The sequence below is a fragment of the Aestuariivirga sp. genome, assembly GCF_046294715.1.
GTDB lineage: Bacteria > Pseudomonadota > Alphaproteobacteria > Rhizobiales > Aestuariivirgaceae > Aestuariivirga.
In genome coordinates, this window is the sequence record NZ_JBKBKI010000006.1 from 1 (window position 1) to 22,184 (window position 22,184).

Genomic DNA, 22,184 nt, shown 5'->3' on the forward strand with positions numbered 1-22,184 from the left:
CAGGCCCTCGCGCGCGGCATCCAAAAAATCCGCCATCCTGCCGCGCGCGCCGTTATTCGGCAGCGTCATGAGCCCGCCGAAGACGAGGCCCGGCATGCGGTCGATGGCCTGCGCGAGCCGGATCGCCGCCTCCGGGCTCTGCACGCCGTTCCGCGCCGCACCGGTGTCGCATTCGACCAGCACCGCGATGTCTCGCCCAGCATTCCGGGCCGCCTGGGAAAGGCCCTCGAGCACCTCCTCGTTGTCCGCCACCACCTTGATGGCGGTGCGCCGGGCAAGATCCGCCAGCCGATGAAGCTTGTGGCCGCCCACCACGTTGAAGGTGAGCAGCATGTCGGAGATGCCGGCTTCCGCCATCACCTCGGCCTCGCCCAGTTTCTGCACGGTGATTCCCCTGGCGCCGAGGTCCACCTGCGCCTTCGCCAGCGGCACCAGCTTGTGCGTCTTGATGTGCGGCCGGTTGGCAAGCCCCAGCGCATCACAGCGCGCCTGCCAGCGCCGAAGGTTGCGTTCCACCACGTCGATGTCGATGACGGGAACCGGTGTTTCGAGCTCCTCGAGGCGGCGGCCTGCGTCCTCGAACGCGAAATGGTTCAGAATGTCCATGGAGGGGGACTCCGCTTGTGATTGCCCAAGTCTAGCACCGGGTCCCTTCCGGTGCGAATGCCGCGGATCGCATGACAGCCGTGTGGTTGTGCATTGCCGCTGCCGGAACCCTTGGCTAGACTCCGCCCGAAGCGGGAAGGGGAGATGGGAATGTATCTGGAAAAGCTGCGGCTCGACGGCCGCGTGGCGGTGGTCACGGGTGCGGGGCAGGGCATCGGGGCCGCCTGCGCGCGGGCACTCGGCGAGGCGGGCGCCATCGTGATCGTGGCCGACATCCTGCAGGACCGGGTCGGGAACACGCTGAACGAGCTCAAGGGCCTCGGCATCACGGCCTATGGCAAGGTGCTCGACGTCACCAACTCCGCCGACGTGGACCGGGTGGCGGCCGAAATCGAGTCCGCGCACGGTCCGGCATCGGTTCTCGTCAACAATGCCGGGATCGCCAAGTCCAACGTCAGGGCGGAAGACACCGCCGACGATCACTGGCGCATGCACATGGACATCAATCTCGACGCCGTGTTCTGGTGCTGCCGCGCCTTCGGCCGGCAGATGCTGGCGGCGGGCAGGGGCTCGATCGTGAACATCGGCTCGATGTCGGGCTATATCGTCAACAAGCCGCAGCCGCAGGCCTTCTACAACGCGTCGAAGGCCGCCGTGCACCACCTCACGCGTTCGCTCGCCGTGGAATGGGCCACGCGCGGCGTTCGCGTCAACGCGGTGGCGCCCACCTACATCGAGACGCCGCTCACCGCTTTCGGCATGAAGGAGCATCCCGATATGCTGAAGACCTGGATCGAGATGACGCCGATGGCCCGCGTCGGCCAGCCGGACGAGATCGCCTCCGTGGTGCAGTTCCTCGCCTCCGACGCGGCAAGCCTGATGACCGGCTCGATCGTGCTGGCGGATGGCGGCTATTGCAGCTGGTAGGACTCAGCCGGGCGGCGGGAAGCGCCGCTTCAGGTCGCCGATCTGCTCGGCCGTGAGATAGCGCGTGGCCTTGCCGTGGAGGAGGAGGTAGAGCCTCGCCGTCTCCTCCAGCTCCTCGATGGCATCGACCGCGGCCGAGAGGCTGGTTCCCGCCACCACCGGGCCATGGTTGGCGAGCAGCACCGCGTTGTGATTGGCCGCGGCCCTGCCCACCGCCTCGCCCAGCGCCTTGTCGCCCGGCGCGTAATAGGGAATGAGCGGCAGCTTGCCCACCCGCATCACGTAATAGGCGGTTATCGGCGGCAGCACGTCCGCATGGTCGATGCCGTCGAGGCAGGAGACGGCCACCGAATGGGTGGAGTGGAGATGCACCACCGCCCCGGCCTTCGCCCGCTCGCGGTACATGGCGAGGTGCAGGAAACTCTCCTTCGTGGGGTCGTCGCCATCGACCAGCCGCCCGTGCTCGTCCAGCTTCGAAAGCCGCGCGGGGTCGAGCCGGCCGAGGGAGGAGCCCGTCGGCGTCATCAGCCAGCCGTCGGCGATCCGCATCGAGATGTTGCCGGAACTGCCGAAGGTGAGGCGCCGCTCGAACATCGAGCGAGCCATCTCGCAGATGAATTCGCGCGCCTTGGCTTCGATCATTTCAGCGCCTCCAGGGCCTCGCCGAAGAAGTCGGGTCCGCCGAAATTGCCCGATTTCAGCGCCAGCGCGTAGCGCGGCGTGCCATAGGAGAGGCAGGCCGGGACGCCGGGTGCGATTTGCGGCCCGATTTCCAGGGCCTCGACGCCGAGCGCCGAGACCACGGCCCCGGAGGTCTCGCCGCCCGCGATGACGAAGCGGCGCACCCCCGCCGAGGCCAGCCCGCCCGCCAGCCTGGCGATGGCATGCTCGATCATCTCGCCCGCCTTCTCGCGGCCGAACTGGGCCTGGATGGCGGACACCTTCTCCGGCGGCGCCGAGGCATAGATCAGGGCGGGGCCGGTCTTCAGCTTCTCAGCCGCCCAGCGGAGCAGGTCGGAAACCGTCTTCTCAGGATCGGCGGCGAGTGCGGCAGGGTCGATCGCCATCGCCGGATGCTTCGCGGCGAAACGCTCCACCTGGGCCAGCGTTGCCGCCGAGCAGGAGCCCGACAGCACCACGCCCGGTCCGCCCGCCTTCGTGAGCGCTGCCGCACCCTCGCGCCTGCGGATGAGCCTCGCCAGGCGGTAGCTGTCCGGAAGCCCGATCGCCACGCCCGAGCCCCCGGTGATGAGCGGCAGGGCGGAGGAGGCGGCTCCGATGTTCTCGAGGTCCCTGTCCTCGAGCGCATCCACGATGGCGTGGCGCACGCCCTCCGCCTCGAGCTTCGCATAAGCTTCGGCGATGGCCGGCGCGCCAAGCCGCACGGCCCTGTAGGGCACGAGCCCCACCCTGTGTTTCGTCTGGCGCCCCAGCACCCGCACGAGGTTCGAATCGCGCATGGGCGTGAGCGGGTGGTTGCGCATCGTGGAATCGGAGAGGAGGTCTCCCCCCACGAAAAGATGGCCCATGTAGATGGTGCGGCCATTCTCCGGGAAGGCGGGGCAGGCGATGGTGAAGCCGGACTGCAACTCGTCGAGCAGCGCATCCGCCACGGGCCCGATGTTTCCCTCGTCCGTGGAATCGAAGGTGGAGCAGTATTTGAAGAAGATCTGCCTTGCGCCGTTCGCCTTGAGCCAGCGGCAGGCGGCAAGCGACTGCGCCACCGCTTCCGCCGCCGGAATGGTGCGCGACTTCAGCGCCACCACAACGGCGTCCGCTTCCGGGGCTCCGCCCTTCGGAATTCCGATCGTCTGCACCGTGTGCATGCCGCGGCGCGTCAGCGTGTTGGCGAGGTCGGTGGCGCCGGTGAAGTCGTCGGCGATGCAGCCCAGAATCATGTGTCAGCCCGTCTTGATGCGGACGACACCATAAGGCCCGAGCTCAAGCCCTGAAAGCTTCTTCACCGTCTCGCCGGGCCGCGACAGGAAATCCGGCTTCGTCGCCAGCGCCACGAAATTCCCGTCCGACAGGCGATGCAGTTCGGCCGCACCGGAAAGCCCCGAGACCTTCACCTTCTGCGGCTCTGCCGAGAGGTTGGCAAGCCACAGCTCTTTTCCCGACTTCGACTGGTGAGCCAGCGCGGCGACGGTGGAGCCCGCACTCGACACGGCCTCGAGCCTCCTGTTGCCGCTGGCGGGAGCGAGGCCTGCCAGCACGTGATAGGCCGGATAGACTGCGGCCTTTGCGCCGTCGAACCAGGGCTGGGCATGATCCGCCTTCCGGTAGATCACGCCCTGCGGCCCGGTGACGGCGCCGAGCGCCACGCTGTTAAGCCCGCCCTTCGCAAGGGCGGCGAGGAGACCGACGTTCCAGGCCGCCGCGAAGAGGCCGCGCTGGCGCGGGTCCATGTCGGAGAGGCAGACCCGGCCGTTCCCCGGGTTCTTCGCCACCGCCGCGCCGTAAGGGTTGTCGCGGCAGGGGATCGAGGAGGGGCCGAGATGATAGGGCGTCTTGCCGATCATGTTGCGGGTGGAGGCGATGATGGAGGGCAGCGCTTCGAGTGTCTCCATCACCGAGATGTCGTCCGCCGCATGGACGATGGGGCATACGCTGTGCGTGACGAAATCGAAGAGGCCGGGGGGCACAGGCTTGCGGTTGAGCTCGGTGAAATAGGAGAGCATGCCGCCGCCCACCGGCACGCCGGGCAGCGCCTCGCGCACCGCTTCCGCCATCTCCTCGTAGCTGGGTCCCCAGGGGCGCGGCGTGTTGGGCTGGAAGGACTTGAGGTCGTGCATCTGCGTGACCACGACGGCGTCCGGCCTGAAGTCGGCGGCGCGGAGAGCGCCGGCAATGGCGTTCACTTCCTCTTTCGCCGGGACCTTGGCGGGGAGCACGATCTCAAGCGTCGAAAGCGCGTCGGTGCGCTCGCGGAGCTCGCGGAAGGCGGCCGCGGCCTCGGCCTGGCCCCCGTTCCGCCCGTCGATCTGGCAGACGAGATGGGCCGGGTGCATGGCGGCGACGAGTTCCGCCTTCTCCAGTGCGTGCGCGGCCTCCGCCATCGGCACGCCGACGCCTATGGCGGGGATACGGCCCTTGGCGCCGCCGACCTCGATGCTCACCGCAGCTCCTGCTTTCGCCGCTTTCCGCGCCGCGGGCTTCCCTTCCACCGTGACGGTGACGGACTGCGTGAAGGCCTCGCCCTTCTTCAGCGTGTAGGGCCAGGGGTCGAGCAGCGAGCACACATAGGTCTTGTAGGAGGCGTCCATCCAGTTGCGGTGGTCCTCCATCTCGAACTTGTTGCCCTCCATCAGCACCGTGGCAGTGACGCCTGGCACCACCGTATGCTTGAGAGAGCGGATCTCGAAGACGGGCTGGCCCGGGCTGATCACCTTGGGAAAGCGCGATTTCCGCTTCTTGCCGTCGGTTTGGACGATCTCGACGGGCTCGCCCACGACCCCCACCAGCGGGTACAGCACCACGAAGCCCGTCCGGTTCGTCAGGAAGTCGGTGAGCGGCATGCCGGCGGCGGAGAACGTCAGCCGCCCCGCGGCGTCGGCCTCGATCGTGGCGTCGTAGCGGATGGCCTGCTGCTTGTCCCGCGCGGTCGCCGTGTAGCTGACGGTGAAACCGTTCTTGCCCTGGCGAATCTTCAGGTTCTCGATCGCCGGCGCATAGGTGCCCCAGTCCTTGTCGCGCACCAGATAGGCGACGCCGCGCAGGACTTCCGCTCCCCTGTAGCGGATGTAGCGCAGCGCGCCGTTGTCGAACATGGCGGTGATCGGTCCGGCCTCGAGGATGCGCCGCTTCGGTTCCGGCACGTCGGTTCCGGTGAGCTTGATCGCGCGGGTGAGGGCGCTCTTCGCCATGGTCTGCCTCCCAGTGACTTCAGATGACCTTTTCGGTTGCGGGATCGATGATGACCGCACGCGTCATGTCGATGTCAATCTCCGTCTTCTCGCCGGGGCGCGAAACGTCATGCGCGGAGAGCTCGGCGACGATCGAGGTGCCACCCAGCGGCATCGTCGCCTGCACGCGCGATCCCGTGGGCTGCACGAGTTCGATGGTGACGGGCACGCGCACATGCCCTGGGCCGAGTGCTGCCCCCGCCATCGAGATGTACTGCGGGCGGATGCCGAGGATCACCGCCTGGCCGGGCGTGAGGCCGGGGCGGCCCGGCAGCGGCAGCTCCGTGCCGTCGGCGAGCCGCACGCCCGAGGCGGACGATGTCGCCGGGATGAAATTCATCTTGGGGCTCCCGAGGAAGCCCGCCACGAAACGCGTGCTCGGCCGCTCGAAGAGATCGAGCGGAGAGCCCTGCTGCTCGATCAGCCCGTCGCGCAGCAGAACGATGCGGTCGGCGAGCGTCATCGCCTCGATCTGGTCATGCGTCACGTAGACCATGGTGCGGCCGAGTTCCTGGTGCAGCCGCTTGATCTCGACGCGCATGTCGTCACGGAGCTGCGCATCGAGGTTGGAAAGCGGTTCATCGAACAGATAGAGTATCGCATCGCGGACGATGGCACGGCCGATGGCGACGCGCTGGCGCTGCCCGCCCGAGAGTTCGCGCGGGAAGCGCTGGAGGAGATGCGCGATCCCCAGCATCTCCGCGGCGCGCTTCACCCTCTTCTCGACTTCGGCCTCGGCGAACTTCCGCGCCCGGAGGCCGAAGGCGATGTTGTCCTTCACGTTGAGATAGGGGTAGAGCGCGTAGTTCTGGAACACCATGGCGATGTTGCGGTCGCGCGGGCGCGCCCAGGTCACGTCCTGCCCGCCGATCTCGATCCTGCCGGAACTCGCCTCCTCAAGCCCGGCGATGGTGCGGAGAAGTGTGGACTTGCCGCAGCCCGATGGTCCCACCAGCACCGTGAACTCGCCCGCCGCCACGTCGAGGTCGATTCCCTTCACGGCATGGAAGGCGCCGTAGTGCTTGTGGAGGCCGGTGATCTTGAGGTCCGACATGGCTAGCCCTTGACTGCGCCCATCGAGATGCCGCGCACCAGGTAGCGCTGCATGACGGCGACGGTGAAGAAGACGGGAATGGTGCCCAGCACCGACATGGCGGCGATCTTGGCCCAGAAATTGGACTGCCCGCCGAAATAATGCGTGACCTGCACCGTGTAGGTCGTCACCTCGGTGCGCGTCAGCACCAGCGCGAAGAGGAAGTCGTTCCAGGCGAAGATGAAGGTGAAGACGGCCGTGGCGAAGAGGCCGGAACGCGCCATCGGGAGAACCACCTTCCACAGGATCTCCCAGCGCGTGCAGCCGTCGACGAGGGCCGACTCCTCGAGCTCCAGCGGAATGTCCTCGATGTAGCCGCGCATCATCCAGATGACATAGGGCAGCGAGAAGGCCGTGTAGAGCACGATCAGGCCCACATAGCTGTCGACCCAGCCGAGCCAGACATAGAGCAGGAACAGGGGGAAGACGATGGCCACCGGCGGCATCATGCGCTGCGAGATGATCCACACCGCGAGGTTCTCGCCGCCCGTCTTGAAGCGCACGAGGCTGTAGGCGGCGATGGTGCCCAGGATCATGGCGAAGAAGGTCGAGACGGACGCGAGGATCAGGCTGTTGCCAACCGTCGCCGCGTCGCCGTCCTTGAACAGCACCTGGTAGTTCGCGAGCTGCAGGGACTGCGGATACCACACCGGGGGAAAGGCGAAGATCTCGTCCGGCGTCTTGAAGGAGATGATGAACAGCCAGTAGACCGGGAAGACGAAGACGATCGTGAGGGCCACGGCGAGCAGGTAGCGGAAGGCGAGCCGCGCCGAGGGCCTGCGGTGGAAGGGGAGGGCGGTGCTCATTTGGCGAGACCCATGCGGCGGATGGCCCATGTTACGACCACCGTGAGAAGGAGGATGACGAGGAAGGCGATGGCCGCCGTGTAGCTCGTCTCGAACTGCTTGAAGCCCTGCGTGTAGGTGTAGATCGAGATCGTCTCCGTCATGGTGCCGGGCCCGCCCATGGTGAGCGCCCAGATGATGTCGAAGATGCGGAACAGGTCAAGGCCGCGGATCAGGATGGCGATCGCCATGACCGGCCAGATGGCGGGCAGCACGATGTAGCGGAAGGTGCGGTAGAAGGAGGCGCCGTCGATCTCCGCGGCCTCCGTCTGCGACTTGTCGACGTTGGAGAGGGCGGCAAGCAGGATCAGGAACATGAACGGCGTCCACTGCCACACCTCGCAGAAGATGATGGCGGGGTAGACGAGGTTCGGGCTGATCGTCCAGAGCAGGTTCACGCGTTCGCCCGCGAACCAGCCGAGGATCTGGTTGATCGGGCCGTACTGGTTGTCGAGCAGGAGCCGCCAGGTGGCACCCGCCACGATGGGCGAAATGATTGTGGGCAGCACGAGGAGCGCCACGAAGATCTGCCGGCCCGGCATCTTGTCGAGGAAGAGATAGGCCATGGCGAGGCCGAGCAGAAGCTCCAGCGGCAGCGCGATCGCCGTGATGAGAAGCGTGTGCAGCAGCGACTGCCAGAGCCGCGCATCCTTGAACAGCTGCTTGTAATTGTAGAGCCCTGCGAAGGAGGTGTCGGTGTCCATCATGTCGATGCGCATGAAGGAGACGAGGAGCGAGTAGATCAGTGGAAACAGCCCCACGGCCAGCAGCAGGAACACCGCGGGCGCGATGAGCCAGTATTTGAAGTTCGGGTCGGGGTGGCGGGCGGCGAGGGCTGGCATGAGGTGCTTTGCGTCTGTTTACGTTCCCCTCCCCTCGTGGGGAGGGGCAGGGGTGGGGGGCTCGCGGTCACGGCCTCGACCGGTGAACGCCGCGGACCCCCACCCTCGATCCCTCCCCGCGAGGGGGAGGGAGGAAGAGCCGAGGACGGGAGGATTGCTACATCTTCGGATAGGCGCCGGACTTCGAGGCCCAGCTGGCATAGACCGCCTTCTGCTTGTCGACGCCGATCTTCTCGGTGATGGCGTCCCACTCGGCGGCAGCCGCATCGGCGATCGCCTTCGGGTCCTCGCCCGCCCACAGCTTGGAGATCATCTGGCGCAGCACTTCCTCGTACTTGTCGGTCTGCAGAAGCGACAGGTCGAGGAGACCGTTGTTGGCGCCGTCCTGCAGGGCCTTCAGGTAGTCCTTCGCATCCGGCCACTTGGCGAGATAGTCGGGGCTGGTGAAGTGCGAATCGCGGAACGGGTCGCGCAAGGCGTAGGGAAGCTGCACGCGCTCGAGCGACACGGCCTCGCTGTTCAGCCACTGGATGAACAGGTAGGCGGCCTCCTTGTTCTTGGAGCCGGAGGCGACCGACAGGCAGAATCCGGCGGCGAGCTGCGGATGTCCGCCGGGCGGCATGGCATAGCCCACCTTTCCGGCGATCGTGGATTTCGGAACCCAGCTCAGCACCTCCTGGTCGGTGCCATAGCCCGCGGCCCAGCGGCCATAGGGAGGCCAGGAGATGGTCATCGCCGTCTGGCCCTGCAGGAAGGCTGCGAGGTTTTCGACGAAGCCCCACTGCTCCACGCCGGGCGGCATCCACTTGTTCTCCTCGCGCATCTCGGTCAGCACCTTGACGCCGATATCGGAGTTGATCGTGGCCTTCATCGTCTCCGCATCGAAGAACTTGCCGCCTTCGTTGCGGAAGCGCTCCTGGAACATGAACATGGTGTAGGGCGGCTGGCGGAAGAATCCGGCGCCGTACATGTTCTTGTCCTTGAGGATCTCGCTCAGCGCAGCGCCCGTCACGTCGAAGTCGGCCCAGGTCGTGGGAACGGCGAGGTCCTTTCCGGTCTTGGCCTTGAAGGCCTCCTTCACCGCGGCATCCTCGAAGATGTCCTTGCGGTAGTACATGACGAAGACGTCGCCGTCGTCGGGCAGGCCATAGATCTTGCCGTCCACCATCATCTGGTTGTCGCGATAGGTCGGCGCGATCTTCTGCAGCTCCTCGCGGAAGCCGTACTTGTCGACGAAGGGATCGAGCACTTCGAGGGCCCCGGCATTGGCGAGGTCGGGCATCCAGGCGGGGATGACGTTCAAGGCGTCATAGGCTCCGGCACCGGACTTGTAGTCCTGCATGATCTTGGTGAACATCTCGGCGGTGGCCACTTCCACCACCTTGACGTCGATGCCGGTGAGCTCCTTCCACTTGGGGCCGGAGAAGTTCAGCGGGTCGAGCGCCTGGAGGCCTGCCTCCCACACGATCGAGATCGTCTGCCCGCTGAACTGCTTGGCGGCATCCACCGCCGTCTGGGCCGCATCGGCCGCGGCGGCCTGGCGGGCCGTCAGCGCCGTGCCGGCAATCCCGGCGGCGATGCCGATCTTGCCGATGTCGCGTCTTGTAACCATGTCCTTCCTCCCATTTGCATGAACGGCGGCATGAGGCAGCCATTCGTTTCCCCCTGTTCCGGGGGAATTCCTTGTCACCCGAAACGCTCGGCGTAGCCCTTGAGCTTCGCCTTGAAATTCGGTCTGTCAAGCACCTCGCGGTTCACCACGCCGCGCGGCACCTGGCCCTTCATCACGTCGAGCACCGCCCTGACGTCCGCCGCGCCGTTGCCGGCGAAGCACTGGTCCGTCCAGCACAGCGCATGCGGCGCCGCGATGATGTTGTCGAGCTTGAGGAGCGGATCGTCGGGATCGGTCGGTTCCTGCTCGAACACGTCGAGCCCGGCTCCGGCGATCCTGTTCTCCTGCAGCACCCTGGTCAGCGCCTTCTGGTCGACGATGGGTCCGCGCGCGGTGTTGATGAGATAGGCCGTCGGCTTCATCAGCGCCAGTCTTTCGGCATTGACGATGTGATGGGTTTCCGGCGTCAGCGGACAGTTGACGGTCAGGATGTCGGCGCGCGCGAAGAGCTCCTCGATGGAGACGAGCGCGATGCCGAGTTCGGCTGCCACCGCCTTGTCGGCATAGGGATCATGCGCGATGAAGTTCATGTCGAAGGGCTTCGCCAGCCGGAACATCTCGGCGCCGATGTTGCCGACGCCCAGCGAACCCAGCGTCTTGCCGACGAGGCCCACCCCCATGTGCTCGCCCCGCGCCGCGAAGCCGGGGGCGCCCATGCGGGCCAGGCTGTCCTTCACCATCAGCTTGCCGGTCAGCGCCAGCATGAAGGTGATGATCGACACGGCCACCGGCCGCCGCACCCCGTCGGGCGTGATGACGAGCGCGATGTCGTTTGCCGTGCAGGCGGGAACGTCGACCGTGTCGTAGCCGACGCCGAAGCGCGCCACCACCGCGAGCCTCCCGCTCACCGGAACGCTCGTGGCGTCGAAGCGGTGGGCCAGCAGGATCAGCGCGTCGAACTCCTCGAGCTGCTCCGGCCGCAGCGGCGAGGCATTGTCGAGAAAGGCCATCTCGACGTTCTTCGCCTCGCGGAGCGGCGTGAGGTCGAAATCGGGGAAGGTGGGCGTGCCGTCGGCCTTCCTGAAATCGCCCGAAAGGGCAACGCGGAACGGGCTCATGCCTTCACCCCCTCGCGGATCGCCTTGCTCGCGGCCGCGAGCCCGTCCCGCAGCACCCAGATATCGCCCGAATAGCAGATGAAGTCGAAACCCTGCCGGTGGAAGGCGATGCCCTGCTCGACGTTGGGCACGAGCCGGCCAAGCGAGCGGCCATGTTTCTTCGCCGCCGCGATGATGCGCTCCATGGCGGCGGTGAACTTCGGATGGGTGAACTCGCCCGGTATCCCGAGCGACACCGAAAGATCGAAGTGCCCGACCCAGAGCCCGTCGACACCCTTGACGGCGGCGATGGCATCGACGTTCTCCGCTCCCTCCGCCGTTTCGATGAGGCAAATGACGGCGGTGCGCGCGTTGGCGGCGGCCAGCGCCTCGGCCACCGGCTGGATGCGGTAGTTGTCATGCGCCATTTGCAGGCCCACGCCGCGCTTGCCCAGCGGATGGTACTTGACCGAGTCGACCATGGCCTGCGCCTGCGCGGCGGTCGAGATCATCGGCGCGATCAGGCCCTCGGCTCCCATGTCCGAGGCGCGGGCCAGCATGTCGTTCTCGAGCGCGGGCACGCGGACGATCACCGCGACGTCCGCCGCCTCGAAATAGCGGATGGCGCTCTTCATCGTCTCGAAGGAGAAGCCCGAATGCTCCATGTCGAAGAACACGAAGTCGAGCCCGGCCGCCTTGAGGATGTGACCGATGCCCGGCGTCGCGAACTCGACGACGAAATTGCCGAGCTTCAGCTCCTTCGAGCGCATCAGGTCCTTGAGCCGCATCGATCCTCCCGACAGCCCGGTTGTTCCGGGCTTCACTCATTGACTTGTCATACCAGTAGCATGTAATCAGACCTGAAAACTATCCGAGGTTTTCTGGATGACGTCAATCGCTCTCTTCGGTGCCGGCGGCAAGATGGGACATCGGCTTTCGCGCAATCTGAGGGGCTCGCGCTTCACCGTGCGGCATGTCGAGGTGAGCGAGGCGGGCCGGGCGCGGCTGGCGCAGGATTTCGGTGTGGAATGCGTTCCGCCCGAGCAGGCGGTCGCCGGCGCCGAAGTGGTGGTGCTCGCCGTTCCGGATACGGCGATCGGCACGGTGGCAGGCGCGATTCAGCATCTCCTGAGGCCCGGCACCATTGTCGTGGTGCTCGATGCCGCAGCCCCCTTCGCGGGACACCTGCCGGAAAGGCCGGACCTCACCTATTTCGTGACCCATCCCTGCCACCCGCCGATCTTCAACGACGAGACCGACCCGCAAGCGAAGAAGGACCGTTTCGGCGGCATCGCGGCGAAGCAGCACATCGTGAACGCCCTGATGCAGGGGCCGGAAGAGCATTATGCGCTGGGCGAGGAGGTGGCGCGCACGATCTGGGCCCCCGTCATGCGCTCGCACCGGGTCACGGTGGAGCAGATGGCGCTGCTCGAACCGGGCCTCTCCGAGACGGTCGTCGCCTCGCTCCTCGACGTGATGCGCGAGGCGATGGATGAGGTGGTGGCCCGCGGCGTGCCCCAGGAGGCGGCGCGCGACTTCCTGCTCGGACACATGAACATCCTGGGCGCGGTGATTTTCAAGGAACAGCCCGGCGTCTTCTCGGATGCCTGCAACAAGGCCATCCAGTTCGGCAAGCCCATGCTGATGCGGAAGGACTGGAAGCGGGTTTTCGAGCCGGAGGAGATCGCCGCCTCGATTCGCCGCATCACCTGAGGGCATGGCCCTCTCCCGAAGGAAACCCTTGCGCTTTCGGCACCGTTGGTGCTGAAAGCCGCCAGTTCGGGAGATGCGGATGCTGGAAATACTGGAGTCGATGCTGACGGGTGAGGCGCTCTGGGCGCTGGGTCAGGTCATCATGATCGACCTCGTGCTGGCAGGCGACAATGCCGTCGTCATCGGCCTTGCGGCCTCCGGCCTTCCCAAGGAACAGCGCAACAAGGCCATCCTCGTGGGTATCCTGGCGGCGACGGTGCTCCGCATCGCCTTCGCCAGCGTCACCACCCAGCTCCTGCAGATCCTGGGCCTGATCCTCGTCGGCGGCATCCTGCTCCTCTGGGTGAGCTGGAAGATGTGGCGCGAACTGCGCGACGGCCACCAGCAGGAAGGTGTCGAGGCGGTGACCGGCGAGGACATCAACGCCGATGGCACCATCGGCGCGCCGGTATGCCGCAAGACCTTCCGCCAGGCTGCCTGGCAGATCATCGTGGCGGACGTTTCCATGTCGCTCGACAACGTGCTCGCCGTCGCGGGTGCGGCGCGCGAGCATCCGGCCGTTCTGGTCATCGGCCTCGTGCTGTCGATCGCGCTGATGGGCCTCGCTGCCTCCTTCATCGCGCGGCTCCTCCAGAACCACCGCTGGATCGCCTATGTGGGCCTCGCGATCATTCTCTATGTCGCGCTGGACATGATCTACCGCGGCATTCTCGAGCTCTATCCGGCCGTGACCTGAACCGAGATGAACCGGTACCCGCGCGACATGAAGGGCTATGGCCGGGCGATCCCGGATCCGCGCTGGCCGGGCGGCGCGCACGTCGCCGTGCAGTTCGTGCTGAACTACGAAGAGGGAGGCGAGAACAACATCCTCCACGGCGATGCCGCCTCGGAAGCCTTCCTTTCGGAGATCGTCGGCGCCCAGGCCTGGCCGGGGCAGCGCCACTGGAACATGGAATCGATCTATGAATATGGCGCGCGCGCCGGCTTCTGGCGCCTGTGGCGCATGTTCACCGGCAGGCAGGTTCCGCTCACCATCTATGGCGTCGCCCATGCGCTGATGCGCTCGCCCGATCAGGTCGAGGCCATGAAGGAAGCGGGCTGGGAAATCGCCAGCCACGGCCTCAAGTGGGTCGAGCACAAGGACATGCCGGAAGAGGAGGAGCGCCGCCAGATCGCCGAGGCGATCCGCATCCACGCGGATGTCACCGGTGAGCGGCCGCTCGGCTGGTACACCGGGCGCTGCTCCATGAACACCACGCGCCTCGTCATGGAAGAGGGCGGCTTCCTCTATTCCTCCGACGATTACTCCGACGATCTTCCGTACTTCCTGCCGAGGCCCGGTGGCGGCCGGCACCTGGTCATTCCCTATACGCTCGACGCCAACGACATGCGCTTCGCCACGCCGCAGGGCTTCAACACCGGCGAGCACTTCTACCAATACCTCAAGGACAGCTTCGACTGCCTCTATGAAGAGGGACGCCGCGGCAGCCCGAAGATGATGTCGGTGGGGCTCCACTGCCGCCTGGCGGGCAGGCCCGGCCGCGCCTTGGGACTGGCCAAATTCATCGATTACGTGCTGTCGCACGACAAGGTGTGGATCCCGCGCCGCATCGACATCGCCCGGCACTGGCACGAAACCTTCGGCGGCACGCCCTCCAGCGGATGACACCATGACCATCAGTTTCCACGATCTCTCCCGGATGACGCGCGAGGAGCGCGATGCGCTCCTGAAGCGCACCGAGGCCGACCTCTCGCAATACGAGGAGAAGGTGAAGCCCATCATCGCGGCCGTTCGCGAGGAGGGTGACGAGGCCTTGGCCCGCTTCGCCCGCCAGTTCGACAAGGCGCCCGTCGAGAGGAACACCATCGCCGCCACCGAAGCCGATTTCGCCCGCGCCGAGAAGACGCTCGATCCGAAGGTGAAGGAGGCGCTCTCCTTCATGGCGGGTTCGATCCGCAGGTTCCACGAGGATCAGAAGCCCGAGGAGATGTGGTTCCACGAGATCCGCCCCGGCGTGTTCGCAGGCGACAGGACCACACCCATCCCCAGCGTTGCCTGCTACGTGCCGCGGGGCAAGGGAGCGTTTCCGTCTTCCGTCATGATGGCCTCGATCCCCGCCGCCGTGGCCGGCGTGAAGGAGATCGCCATCATCACGCCGCCGGGTCCGGACGGGCAGGTCGACGACGCGACGCTCGTCGCCGCGCGCATGGCGGGCGTCGGGAAGGTGTTCAAGGCCGGCGGCGCGCAGGGCATCGCCGCCGTGGCCTACGGCACGCAGACGGTGCCGAAATGCGCCAAGGTCGTTGGCCCGGGAAGCCCCTGGGTCGGAGCCGCCAAACGCCTCCTCTCGCATGTGATCGACACCGGCACGCCCGCTGGCCCCAGCGAACTGATCGTTCTGGCGGACGACACGGCGGACGGCCGCCTCGCCGGCCTCGACCTCATCATCGAGTCCGAGCACGGGCCGGATTCTTCCGCCTTCCTCGTCACCTGGAGCCGCAAGGTGGCGGAGGATGCGGTGGCCGCGATACCTGAGTTCTGGGCGCAGATGGGCGAGCAGCGCGTCAGTTATTCCTCCGCCGTGCTCGGCGGGCCCATGGGCGGCATCGTGCTGGCGCGCGACGAAGAGGAGGCGATCGCCTTCTGCAACGACTATGCGCCGGAGCATCTGGGCGTCCACTCCGAGGAACCCTTCCAGTATCTGGGCCGCCTCCAGCACGCGGGCGAGATCCTGCTCGGCCGCCACACGCCGCCCACTCTCGGCAACTTCGTGATCGGCGTGAACCACGTGCTGCCGACGAGCGGCTGGGCGAGGACCGGCTCGCCGCTCACCGTCTATGATTTCATGAAGCGCACCTCGGTGGCCTATGTCACGGGCAAGGGCTACCCTGAGCTCGCACGCCACGCCGAGGTGATTGCCCGCTACGAGGGTTTCGACGGGCATGCCAATGCCGTGTCCGAAACGCGGGCCCGCCTCCTGAGGAAAAACGCATGACCAGCCGCACCGGAGGCCAGATCCTCGTTGACCAGCTGAAGGTGCATGGCACGAGCCATGTCTTCTGCGTGCCGGGCGAGAGCTACCTCGCCGTGCTCGACGCGCTGCATGACGCATCGATCAGCACCATCGTCTGCCGCCAGGAGGGAGGCGCCGCCTTCATGGCCGAGGCCGTGGGCAAGATGACGGGAAGGCCCGGCATCGTCATGGTCACGCGCGGGCCTGGTGCCACCAATGCCTCGCCCGGCATTCACGTGGCCCAGCAGGACTCGACGCCGCTCATCATGTTCGTGGGCCAGGTGGCGCGCGACATGAAGGAGCGCGAGGCCTTCCAGGAGGTCGATTACAAGGCCGTCTTCGGGGCCATGGCGAAGTGGGTCGTCGAGATCGACCGCGCCGAGCGCATCCCCGAGCTCGTCAGCCGCGCCTTCCACGTGGCCACGCAAGGCCGCCCCGGCCCCGTCGTGGTGGCGCTGCCCGAGGACATGCTGACCGAGACGGCCGACGTGCCGGATGCGCTGCCCTTCGCGCCAGCCGTGATGCGGCCCGGTGCAGCCGACTTGGAAGCGCTGCAGCGGCGGCTCCTCGCCGCCGAGAGGCCAATCCTGCTCGCCGGCGGTTCCGGCTGGAGCGAGCAGGGGGTCAACGATCTCGTGCGCTTCGCCGAGAATTTCGATCTTCCCGTCGCCGTCACCTTCCGGCGCCAGATGCTGTTTCCGGCCGATCACCCCAACTTCGCGGGCGACCTCGGCATCGGCCCCAACCCGAAGCTCCTCGCGCGCGTGAAGAATGCCGACCTCGTGCTGCTGGTGGGCGGCCGGCTCTCCGAAATGCCCTCCCAGAGCTACACGCTGCTCGACATTCCGGGAGACGGATCGAAGCTCGTCCACGTCCATCCGGGTCCCGAGGAGCTGAACAAGGTCTATCGCGCCGGGCTCGGCATCCTCGCCACGCCGCACGCCTTCGCGGAAGCGGCGGCGGCTCTGCCGAAGCCTAACGCCGTGCGCTGGAGCGGAAGTGCCGAGGCGGCGCATGCCGACTATCGCGGCTGGAGCGACCCTTCAAAGATCCGCACCGCGGGCGAGGTGCAGATGTCCGAGGTGATGGCCCATCTCGTGGAGGTGATGCCGGCCGACACCGTCTACTGCAACGGCGCCGGGAACTACGCCACCTGGGTGCACCGCTTCTGGCCCTTCCGCAGCTATGCCTCGCAGCTTGCGCCCACCTCGGGCTCGATGGGCTATGGCGTCCCGGCCGCGGTCGCCGCCAAGGCGCTCCAGCCGGAGCGCGCGGTGATGGCCTTCGCGGGCGATGGCTGCTTCATGATGAACGGCCAGGAATTCGCCACCGCCGTGCAGTATCGCCTCCCCATCGTCGTGGTGGTCGTCGACAACGGCATGTATGGCACGATCCGCATGCACCAGGAGCGCGAATATCCGGGCCGCGTCTCGGCCACGTCGCTGGTCAACCCGGATTTCGCCGCCCTGGCCCGTGCCTATGGCGGCCATGGCGAAACGGTGCTGAGGACGGAGGAGTTCGCGGGCGCTCTGGAGCGGGCCCGGCAGAGCGGCAAGCCGGCGATCATCCATTGCCTGATCGACCCGGAGGCGATCACCCCGGCGCGCAGCCTGACCGACATTCGCAACGCCGCCCTGCGCAAATAGGAAAACTTGACGGCGGCGGACATCCCGGGGTCAAATGCCGGCCATGTCGATTGCTTCGCGAACCGTCAGCATCCCCTTCGCCGCCCATGCCGTCTGCGCCGCCGCGGGTGTCCGCGACGGGCTCCGGGCCGCCCAGTTCTACGTGCGCGACCTGACCAACGCCGACCGCTTCGGCAAGGGCGAGCCGGAGCGCGTGCCATTCCTCTCCCGCATCGTGGCGAAGGGTGCCCGCATCGTCGACGGGCTGATGAGCTGGGGGGCCAACGTCTCGATCGCGCTCTTCCTGCCGAGCTGGCGGAACCTGCCTTCACCCTTCACCCCCGGCCTCATGCACGAGGTGGCACGCGACATCCGCGAGAACAGCCTCACCCACAACCCCACCTTCAATGCCTACTTCTTCCGCGCCGCCATTCATATCGCCGGGCGTTATTCGGCACCGCCCTGGCTCATCCTCGAGCACCGGGTGGATGCCGCCCGCCGCAGCCTTGCCGCAGGGGCGGAGGAGGCCGCCTCGGAAAACGAGATGATGGCCCGCATTCTCATCGCGCTGGTGGAGCAGGGGCCGGTGGCGCGGATCGGTGCCGTTTCGGAGCGCAACCGTTTCTTCTCCCAGGTGGAGCCGAACGTGGCGGTCTATGCCATCGCCTGCGTGGCGCTGATGTTCGCCGAGGAGGGCCGCCCCGCCGAAACCATCGACGAGGACGAGTTCTTCTCGGTGACCGGCGCGCTGATCGGCCCCCGCTTGCCGGCCATCGCTGAATTCCTCGAGCGCCGTGACGAGACCGGCCTCGCCCGCGAGCTGGCCGACATCAAGTCCATGTACTGAGCAGGTTTCCGATTAATCATTGTTAAGTTTACTCCGTGCGCTCATCGCCTCACCTTGGAGGGCAAAGGAGCACCGCACGTGAGCATTCGCGACATTCTCGTCCACCTGAAATCCCACGAGGACTGGTCTCCCCACGTCGACTATGCAATCGGGACCGCCAAGGCCTTCTCTGCCCGGCTGCGGGGTCTCGCGACCTTTCACGAAGTGGTGGTGCTGCGGAACCTTGCCGTGAATGCGGGCAAGACCCTCGTTGACCAGGCCGCCCGGGATGCGGAAGCGGCGCGCATGCTGGAGGCCCGTTTCGCGAAGGCTTGCGCCGCCGCTGGTGTCGAGGGTGTGTTCACCACCGCCGAAGGTGCTGCCGGCGAGATCATGCCCTGGGCAGCCCGTCTCCATGACCTGACGATCATCGAACAGCGCCAGCCCGGACTCGACGAGCTCGGCTTCGACGCCGCCGAGGAGACGGCGCTGAGCGCCGGCCGTCCAGTGCTCATCGTGCCGAGCCATGGCCAGTTCGATCCCTCTCCGGACCACATTCTCCTCGCGTGGAACGGAAGCCACATCGCGGCCTCGGCGCTGCAGGGCGCCCTGCCGTTCATCGAGCGGGCCAGGAAGGTGACGGTCTGCTCGGGCGAATTGCGGCTGCCTCTGCGCGCCGGAAGCCGGGTTCCGCCGCTCCGCGTGGCTGACGGGCTCAGGCGGCATGTCGCCGAGGTGGTGGAAGAGAAGAGCGACGTCGGCTCCGCCGAGGTCGGCAAGCATCTCCTGGAGCGCGCCGGGGCACTCGGCTGCGGCATGATCGTGATGGGCGCCTATGGCCGCTCCTGGTTCTCGGAATATGTGCTGGGCGGCGCCACCCGCCACGTTCTCAGGCACATGACGGTGCCGGTGCTCACCGGGCACTAGACCACGCTCCGGCAGGCATTGCTTGTCCCCCCGTGGGAGGCGCGCTACGAGTGGCGCCGATGGCTGGGAAATCGGCACGCCGGGAGGACGTCCGCTTCATCACGGGGGCGGGCCGCTATGTCTCCGACCTGAGGAGCGCGGGCGCGCTGCACATGGCGGTGTTCCGCTCGCCCCTGGCGCACGCCCGTATCGCGCGGCTCGACATCGCCGCGGCCGCCGCCGTGCCCGGCGTCAAGGCCGTGATCACCGGCGAGGACATTCGCGAAGCGGGGCTCGGCACGCTCCCCACCGCCTGGAACCCCCCGGGCCGGAACGGCGCGCGCATGCTGGCGCCGCCCTGGCCGGTGCTGGCTGAAAGCAGGGCGAGATATTGCGGCGAGGCCATCGCCGCCGTTGCCGCGGAAAGCCCGGCCGCGGCCCGCGCCGCGCTCGCGCTCATCGAGGTCGACTTCGAGGAGCTCCCCGCAGTTTGCGAAGGCAGACGCGCGCTGGCGGCTTCTGCGCCTGCCATTCACCCCGAGTCGAGCTCCGGCAACCTTTGCCTCGATTTCGACCTCGGCGATGCCGCGCGGACGGCGGAGGCGATGCGCGCCGCCGCCCATGTGGTGGAGATCGAGCTTTCCAACAACCGCGTCGCGGTCTGCCCGATGGAGCCGCGCGCCGTGTTGGCCGAGCCAGGCGCGGCGGGCGGCCTCACCCTCTACACCGCCACCCAGGTGCCGCATTCCGTCCGCGGTTTGCTGGCCCGGGTTCTGCACATGGAGGAGGCAGCGATCCGCGTCGTCTCGCCGGACGTGGGCGGCGGCTTCGGCGGCAAGATGGCGCTGTACCCCGAGGACGTGCTCGCCTCCCTCCTGGCCTTGCAGGCGAAACGCCCGGTACGCTGGACGGCGAGCCGGAGCGAAGCCTTCCTGGCCGACACCCAGGCCCGCGACCATTGGACGACGGCGCGGCTCGGCCTCGATGGCGAGGGGCGGATCGTGGCGCTCCGCGTCTCCACCCTTGCCAATGTCGGCGCGTATCTCTCGCTTGCTGCCCCGGCGATCCCCACCTGGTATTACGCGCCACTGCTCACCGGCGCCTACCGCGTTCCGGCGGCGCATGCCGAGGTGAAGCTGGCCTTCACCAACACCACGCCGGTGGATGCTTATCGGGGCGCTGGCCGGCCGGAAGCGAGCTTCGTCATCGAGCGCCTGATGGACGAGGCGGCGCACCGGCTGGGGCTTGCCCCCGACGAAATCCGCCGTCGCAACTTCCTCACGCCCGCTGACTATCCGGCAGACACGGCGCTCGGTCTGTCGATCGACTGCGGCGATCACCCGGCACTTCTTGAGCGCGCCCTCGCCGCGTCGCGCTGGAAGGATTTTCCGGAGCGCCGCCATGCGGCCCTTGCGCGGGGCAGGCATCGTGGTATCGGCCTCTCCGCCTATCTGGAGATCGCAGGCGGCAGCCCCTCCCACATGGTCGCGGCGCAGGGGGCAGCGGGCGGCAGCTACGAGGCGGCGCGGGTGCATGTCATCCCTTCGGGCGGGGTCATCGTCTCGGTGGGAACCCACAGCCATGGCCAGTCGCACGAGACGGTGTTTCCGCGCCTCGTGGCGGAGCGGCTGGGTCTCGACCCCGCGCAGGTGCAGTTCGTCCAGGGCGATACGGACAGGGTGCCGGTGGGCCGTGGCACCTTCGCCTCGCGCTCGCTCGCCCTGGCCGGTGCCGCCATCGTGACGAGCGTCGGGCGGATCGGCGAGAAGATGCGCGAGGTGGCGGGCGAACTGCTCGAAGTCCAGGCCGAGGACATCGTCTTCGAAAAGGGCCGCCTCGCGGTGCGCGGCACGGACCGGGCACTCCCCTTCGCCGAGGTGGCGCGCGCCTGCTACCGCCTGCCGCAGGCGCTCGCCGGGCGTGTCAGCCCCGGGCTCGACGAGACCGCCTTCGTCGAGCCGCCGGGCTGGACCTTTCCGGGCGGCTGCCACGTCGTCGAGGTGGAGGTCGATCCGGAAACGGGGGCGGTGGAACTCATCGCCGTCACGGCGGTGGACGATGTCGGCAACGTCATCGATCCCGTGGTTGTCGAAGGCCAGATCCATGGCGGCCTGGCGCAGGGCCTGGGCCAGGCCATGCTGGAACAGGTGGCGCATGATCCCGACAGCGGCCAGCCGCTCACCGGCTCCTTCATGGACTACGCCATGCCGCGCGCCGCGAACCTCGTGTCCTTCGGCACCCTCACGCATGGCGTGCCCACTTCCCGCAACCCCCTCGGCGTCAAGGGCTGCGCCGAGTCGGGCACGGTCGGCGTCCCGGCCGCCTTCGTCAACGCGGTGATGGACGCGCTGCGGCCGCTGGGCGTGACCGACATTGCGATGCCTGCGACACCCTTCCGCGTCTGGTCCGCCATCGAGAAGGCGCGCAAGGCCGCGGCGGCGCCGTCCGCTCAACCTTCGACGATGTAGTCCACGTCGCGCGGCGTGCAATCCGGCCCGTTGAGCATCAGGGGCTTGATGTCATGCGGGCAGGCGGAGAGGATGACGACGCTGTCCATGTCCACGCGGAACGTCACCTTGTCGCCCGGCTTGCTCACCGGCGAGGTGATGCCGATCATGCCGTTGGTCATCACTGGCACGTTCATGAACAGGTTGATGGCCGGCAGGATCGGCGGCGGTTCGATGCCGATGGCCCGCAGCGCCATGTTGAAATTGCCCGTGCAGCTCGCGTGGTTCTCATGCCCGAGCTGGCGGTAGCGCTTCTCGTCGCAGCTCGGCACCAGCGTGTCGTGCACGCCGGGCGAAGTGTCCTCGGTCAGCGTGAGAATCGGATTGCGAAGGTTGGTGACGAGCGAATCGCCCACCCGCGGCGCCAACCTGAACCAGGCGTTCCGGCAATGCGGCATGGACATGAACTCGGATGGATCGCCTGCCTTGAAGGCCCAGCAATCCACGACCTGCTTGCCGTGGGTGTTGACGATGGTGAGCTGCTGGCCGGCGCGCATCTCCATCGCCACCCCGGCCCCGCCCTTCAGTGTCTTCCTCTCCGCCATCGCGAAATCCTCCGATCGCCGCTGTGATTGCGGTGGATGCTCGGGCGGAGGAGGTGCAGCCGTCAAGTGCGGAAAGCGCTTGCGCCTCATGCAGGGAAGGGCAGGGCGGATGAAGGGCCGC

The 22,184-nt window shown here is 67.2% G+C and carries 20 protein-coding genes; 9 read left to right on the forward strand and 11 right to left on the reverse strand.

All coding sequences use genetic code 11. The features are described 5' to 3' along the window. Positions 1–606, reverse strand: a 606-nt coding sequence (locus tag ACK4HL_RS05995) for an alanine racemase (protein WP_409757184.1), incomplete at its 3' end; no start/stop codon positions are given. Positions 607–756: 150 nt separating this feature from the next. On the opposite strand from ACK4HL_RS05995, the gene ACK4HL_RS06000 reads away from it, so the two are divergent. Next, positions 757–1,533, forward strand: a complete 777-nt coding sequence (locus tag ACK4HL_RS06000; RefSeq protein ID WP_409757186.1) for an SDR family NAD(P)-dependent oxidoreductase — start codon at positions 757–759, stop codon at positions 1,531–1,533. 3 nt (positions 1,534–1,536) lie between these two features. Here ACK4HL_RS06000 and otnC read toward each other — a convergent pair whose 3' ends face one another. The 9 genes from otnC to ACK4HL_RS06045 all read right to left on the reverse strand — a co-directional run bounded on the left by otnC (position 1,537) and on the right by ACK4HL_RS06045 (position 11,715). Continuing rightward, complete coding sequence (gene otnC / locus ACK4HL_RS06005; protein ID WP_409757188.1) at positions 1,537–2,175, reverse strand: 3-oxo-tetronate 4-phosphate decarboxylase; 639 nt, start codon at positions 2,173–2,175, stop codon at positions 1,537–1,539. Continuing rightward, positions 2,172–3,431 carry a 3-oxo-tetronate kinase gene (otnK, locus tag ACK4HL_RS06010; protein ID WP_409757190.1) on the reverse strand — a complete coding sequence of 420 codons (1,260 nt, stop codon included), beginning with the start codon at positions 3,429–3,431 and terminating at the stop codon, positions 2,172–2,174. The genes otnC and otnK overlap by 4 nt, the downstream gene beginning before the upstream one ends. Before the next feature lie 3 nt (positions 3,432–3,434). Continuing rightward, positions 3,435–5,399, reverse strand: a complete 1,965-nt coding sequence (locus ACK4HL_RS06015; protein WP_409757192.1) for a hypothetical protein — start codon at positions 5,397–5,399, stop codon at positions 3,435–3,437. Positions 5,400–5,418: 19 nt separating this feature from the next. Then, positions 5,419–6,492 carry an ABC transporter ATP-binding protein gene (locus ACK4HL_RS06020; RefSeq protein WP_409757194.1) on the reverse strand — a complete coding sequence of 358 codons (1,074 nt, stop codon included), beginning with the start codon at positions 6,490–6,492 and terminating at the stop codon, positions 5,419–5,421. 2 nt (positions 6,493–6,494) lie between these two features. Further along, entirely contained in the window at positions 6,495–7,337 is an 843-nt protein-coding gene (locus ACK4HL_RS06025; RefSeq protein ID WP_409757196.1) for a carbohydrate ABC transporter permease, read from the reverse strand. Next, entirely contained in the window at positions 7,334–8,218 is an 885-nt protein-coding gene (locus ACK4HL_RS06030; protein ID WP_409757198.1) for a carbohydrate ABC transporter permease, read from the reverse strand. Before ACK4HL_RS06030 ends, ACK4HL_RS06025 begins: the two co-directional genes overlap by 4 nt. A gap of 157 nt (positions 8,219–8,375) precedes the next feature. Beyond that, complete coding sequence (locus tag ACK4HL_RS06035; RefSeq protein ID WP_409757200.1) at positions 8,376–9,830, reverse strand: extracellular solute-binding protein; 1,455 nt, start codon at positions 9,828–9,830, stop codon at positions 8,376–8,378. A gap of 74 nt (positions 9,831–9,904) precedes the next feature. Beyond that, the gene (locus tag ACK4HL_RS06040; protein WP_409757202.1) at positions 9,905–10,948 is read right to left on the reverse strand and encodes an NAD(P)-dependent oxidoreductase; all 1,044 of its coding nucleotides are present in this window, start codon (positions 10,946–10,948) and stop codon (positions 9,905–9,907) included. Further along, positions 10,945–11,715 carry an HpcH/HpaI aldolase family protein gene (locus ACK4HL_RS06045; RefSeq protein ID WP_409757204.1) on the reverse strand — a complete coding sequence of 257 codons (771 nt, stop codon included), beginning with the start codon at positions 11,713–11,715 and terminating at the stop codon, positions 10,945–10,947. The genes ACK4HL_RS06040 and ACK4HL_RS06045 overlap by 4 nt, the downstream gene beginning before the upstream one ends. A gap of 97 nt (positions 11,716–11,812) precedes the next feature. Between ACK4HL_RS06045 and ACK4HL_RS06050 the strand changes: the two genes are divergently transcribed. From ACK4HL_RS06050 to ACK4HL_RS06085, 8 genes are all read left to right on the forward strand, one after another. Next, positions 11,813–12,640 (forward strand): phosphogluconate dehydrogenase C-terminal domain-containing protein, encoded by an 828-nt coding sequence (locus ACK4HL_RS06050; RefSeq protein ID WP_409757206.1) that lies wholly within the window; start codon positions 11,813–11,815, stop codon positions 12,638–12,640. Positions 12,641–12,719: 79 nt separating this feature from the next. Next, complete coding sequence (locus ACK4HL_RS06055; RefSeq protein WP_409757208.1) at positions 12,720–13,376, forward strand: TerC family protein; 657 nt, start codon at positions 12,720–12,722, stop codon at positions 13,374–13,376. A gap of 6 nt (positions 13,377–13,382) precedes the next feature. Continuing rightward, positions 13,383–14,306, forward strand: coding sequence for an allantoinase PuuE (gene puuE, locus ACK4HL_RS06060; RefSeq protein ID WP_409757210.1), 924 nt, complete (start codon positions 13,383–13,385; stop codon positions 14,304–14,306). 4 nt (positions 14,307–14,310) lie between these two features. Beyond that, positions 14,311–15,636: a histidinol dehydrogenase gene (gene hisD, locus ACK4HL_RS06065; protein WP_409757212.1), complete on the forward strand. Its 1,326-nt coding sequence runs from the start codon at positions 14,311–14,313 to the stop codon at positions 15,634–15,636. Further along, positions 15,633–17,300 carry a thiamine pyrophosphate-binding protein gene (locus ACK4HL_RS06070; RefSeq protein ID WP_409757214.1) on the forward strand — a complete coding sequence of 556 codons (1,668 nt, stop codon included), beginning with the start codon at positions 15,633–15,635 and terminating at the stop codon, positions 17,298–17,300. Before hisD ends, ACK4HL_RS06070 begins: the two co-directional genes overlap by 4 nt. Before the next feature lie 43 nt (positions 17,301–17,343). Continuing rightward, positions 17,344–18,126, forward strand: coding sequence for a hypothetical protein (locus ACK4HL_RS06075; protein WP_409757216.1), 783 nt, complete (start codon positions 17,344–17,346; stop codon positions 18,124–18,126). Between the two features lie 78 nt (positions 18,127–18,204). After that, positions 18,205–19,032: a universal stress protein gene (locus ACK4HL_RS06080; protein ID WP_409757218.1), complete on the forward strand. Its 828-nt coding sequence runs from the start codon at positions 18,205–18,207 to the stop codon at positions 19,030–19,032. Positions 19,033–19,091: 59 nt separating this feature from the next. Then, positions 19,092–21,479, forward strand: coding sequence for a xanthine dehydrogenase family protein molybdopterin-binding subunit (locus tag ACK4HL_RS06085; protein ID WP_409757220.1), 2,388 nt, complete (start codon positions 19,092–19,094; stop codon positions 21,477–21,479). Here the strand turns inward: ACK4HL_RS06085 and ACK4HL_RS06090 are convergent. Then, entirely contained in the window at positions 21,461–22,063 is a 603-nt protein-coding gene (locus ACK4HL_RS06090; protein WP_409757222.1) for a DUF1989 domain-containing protein, read from the reverse strand. The two genes, ACK4HL_RS06085 and ACK4HL_RS06090, sit on opposite strands and share 19 nt — an antisense overlap. Positions 22,064–22,184 lie beyond the last annotated feature (121 nt).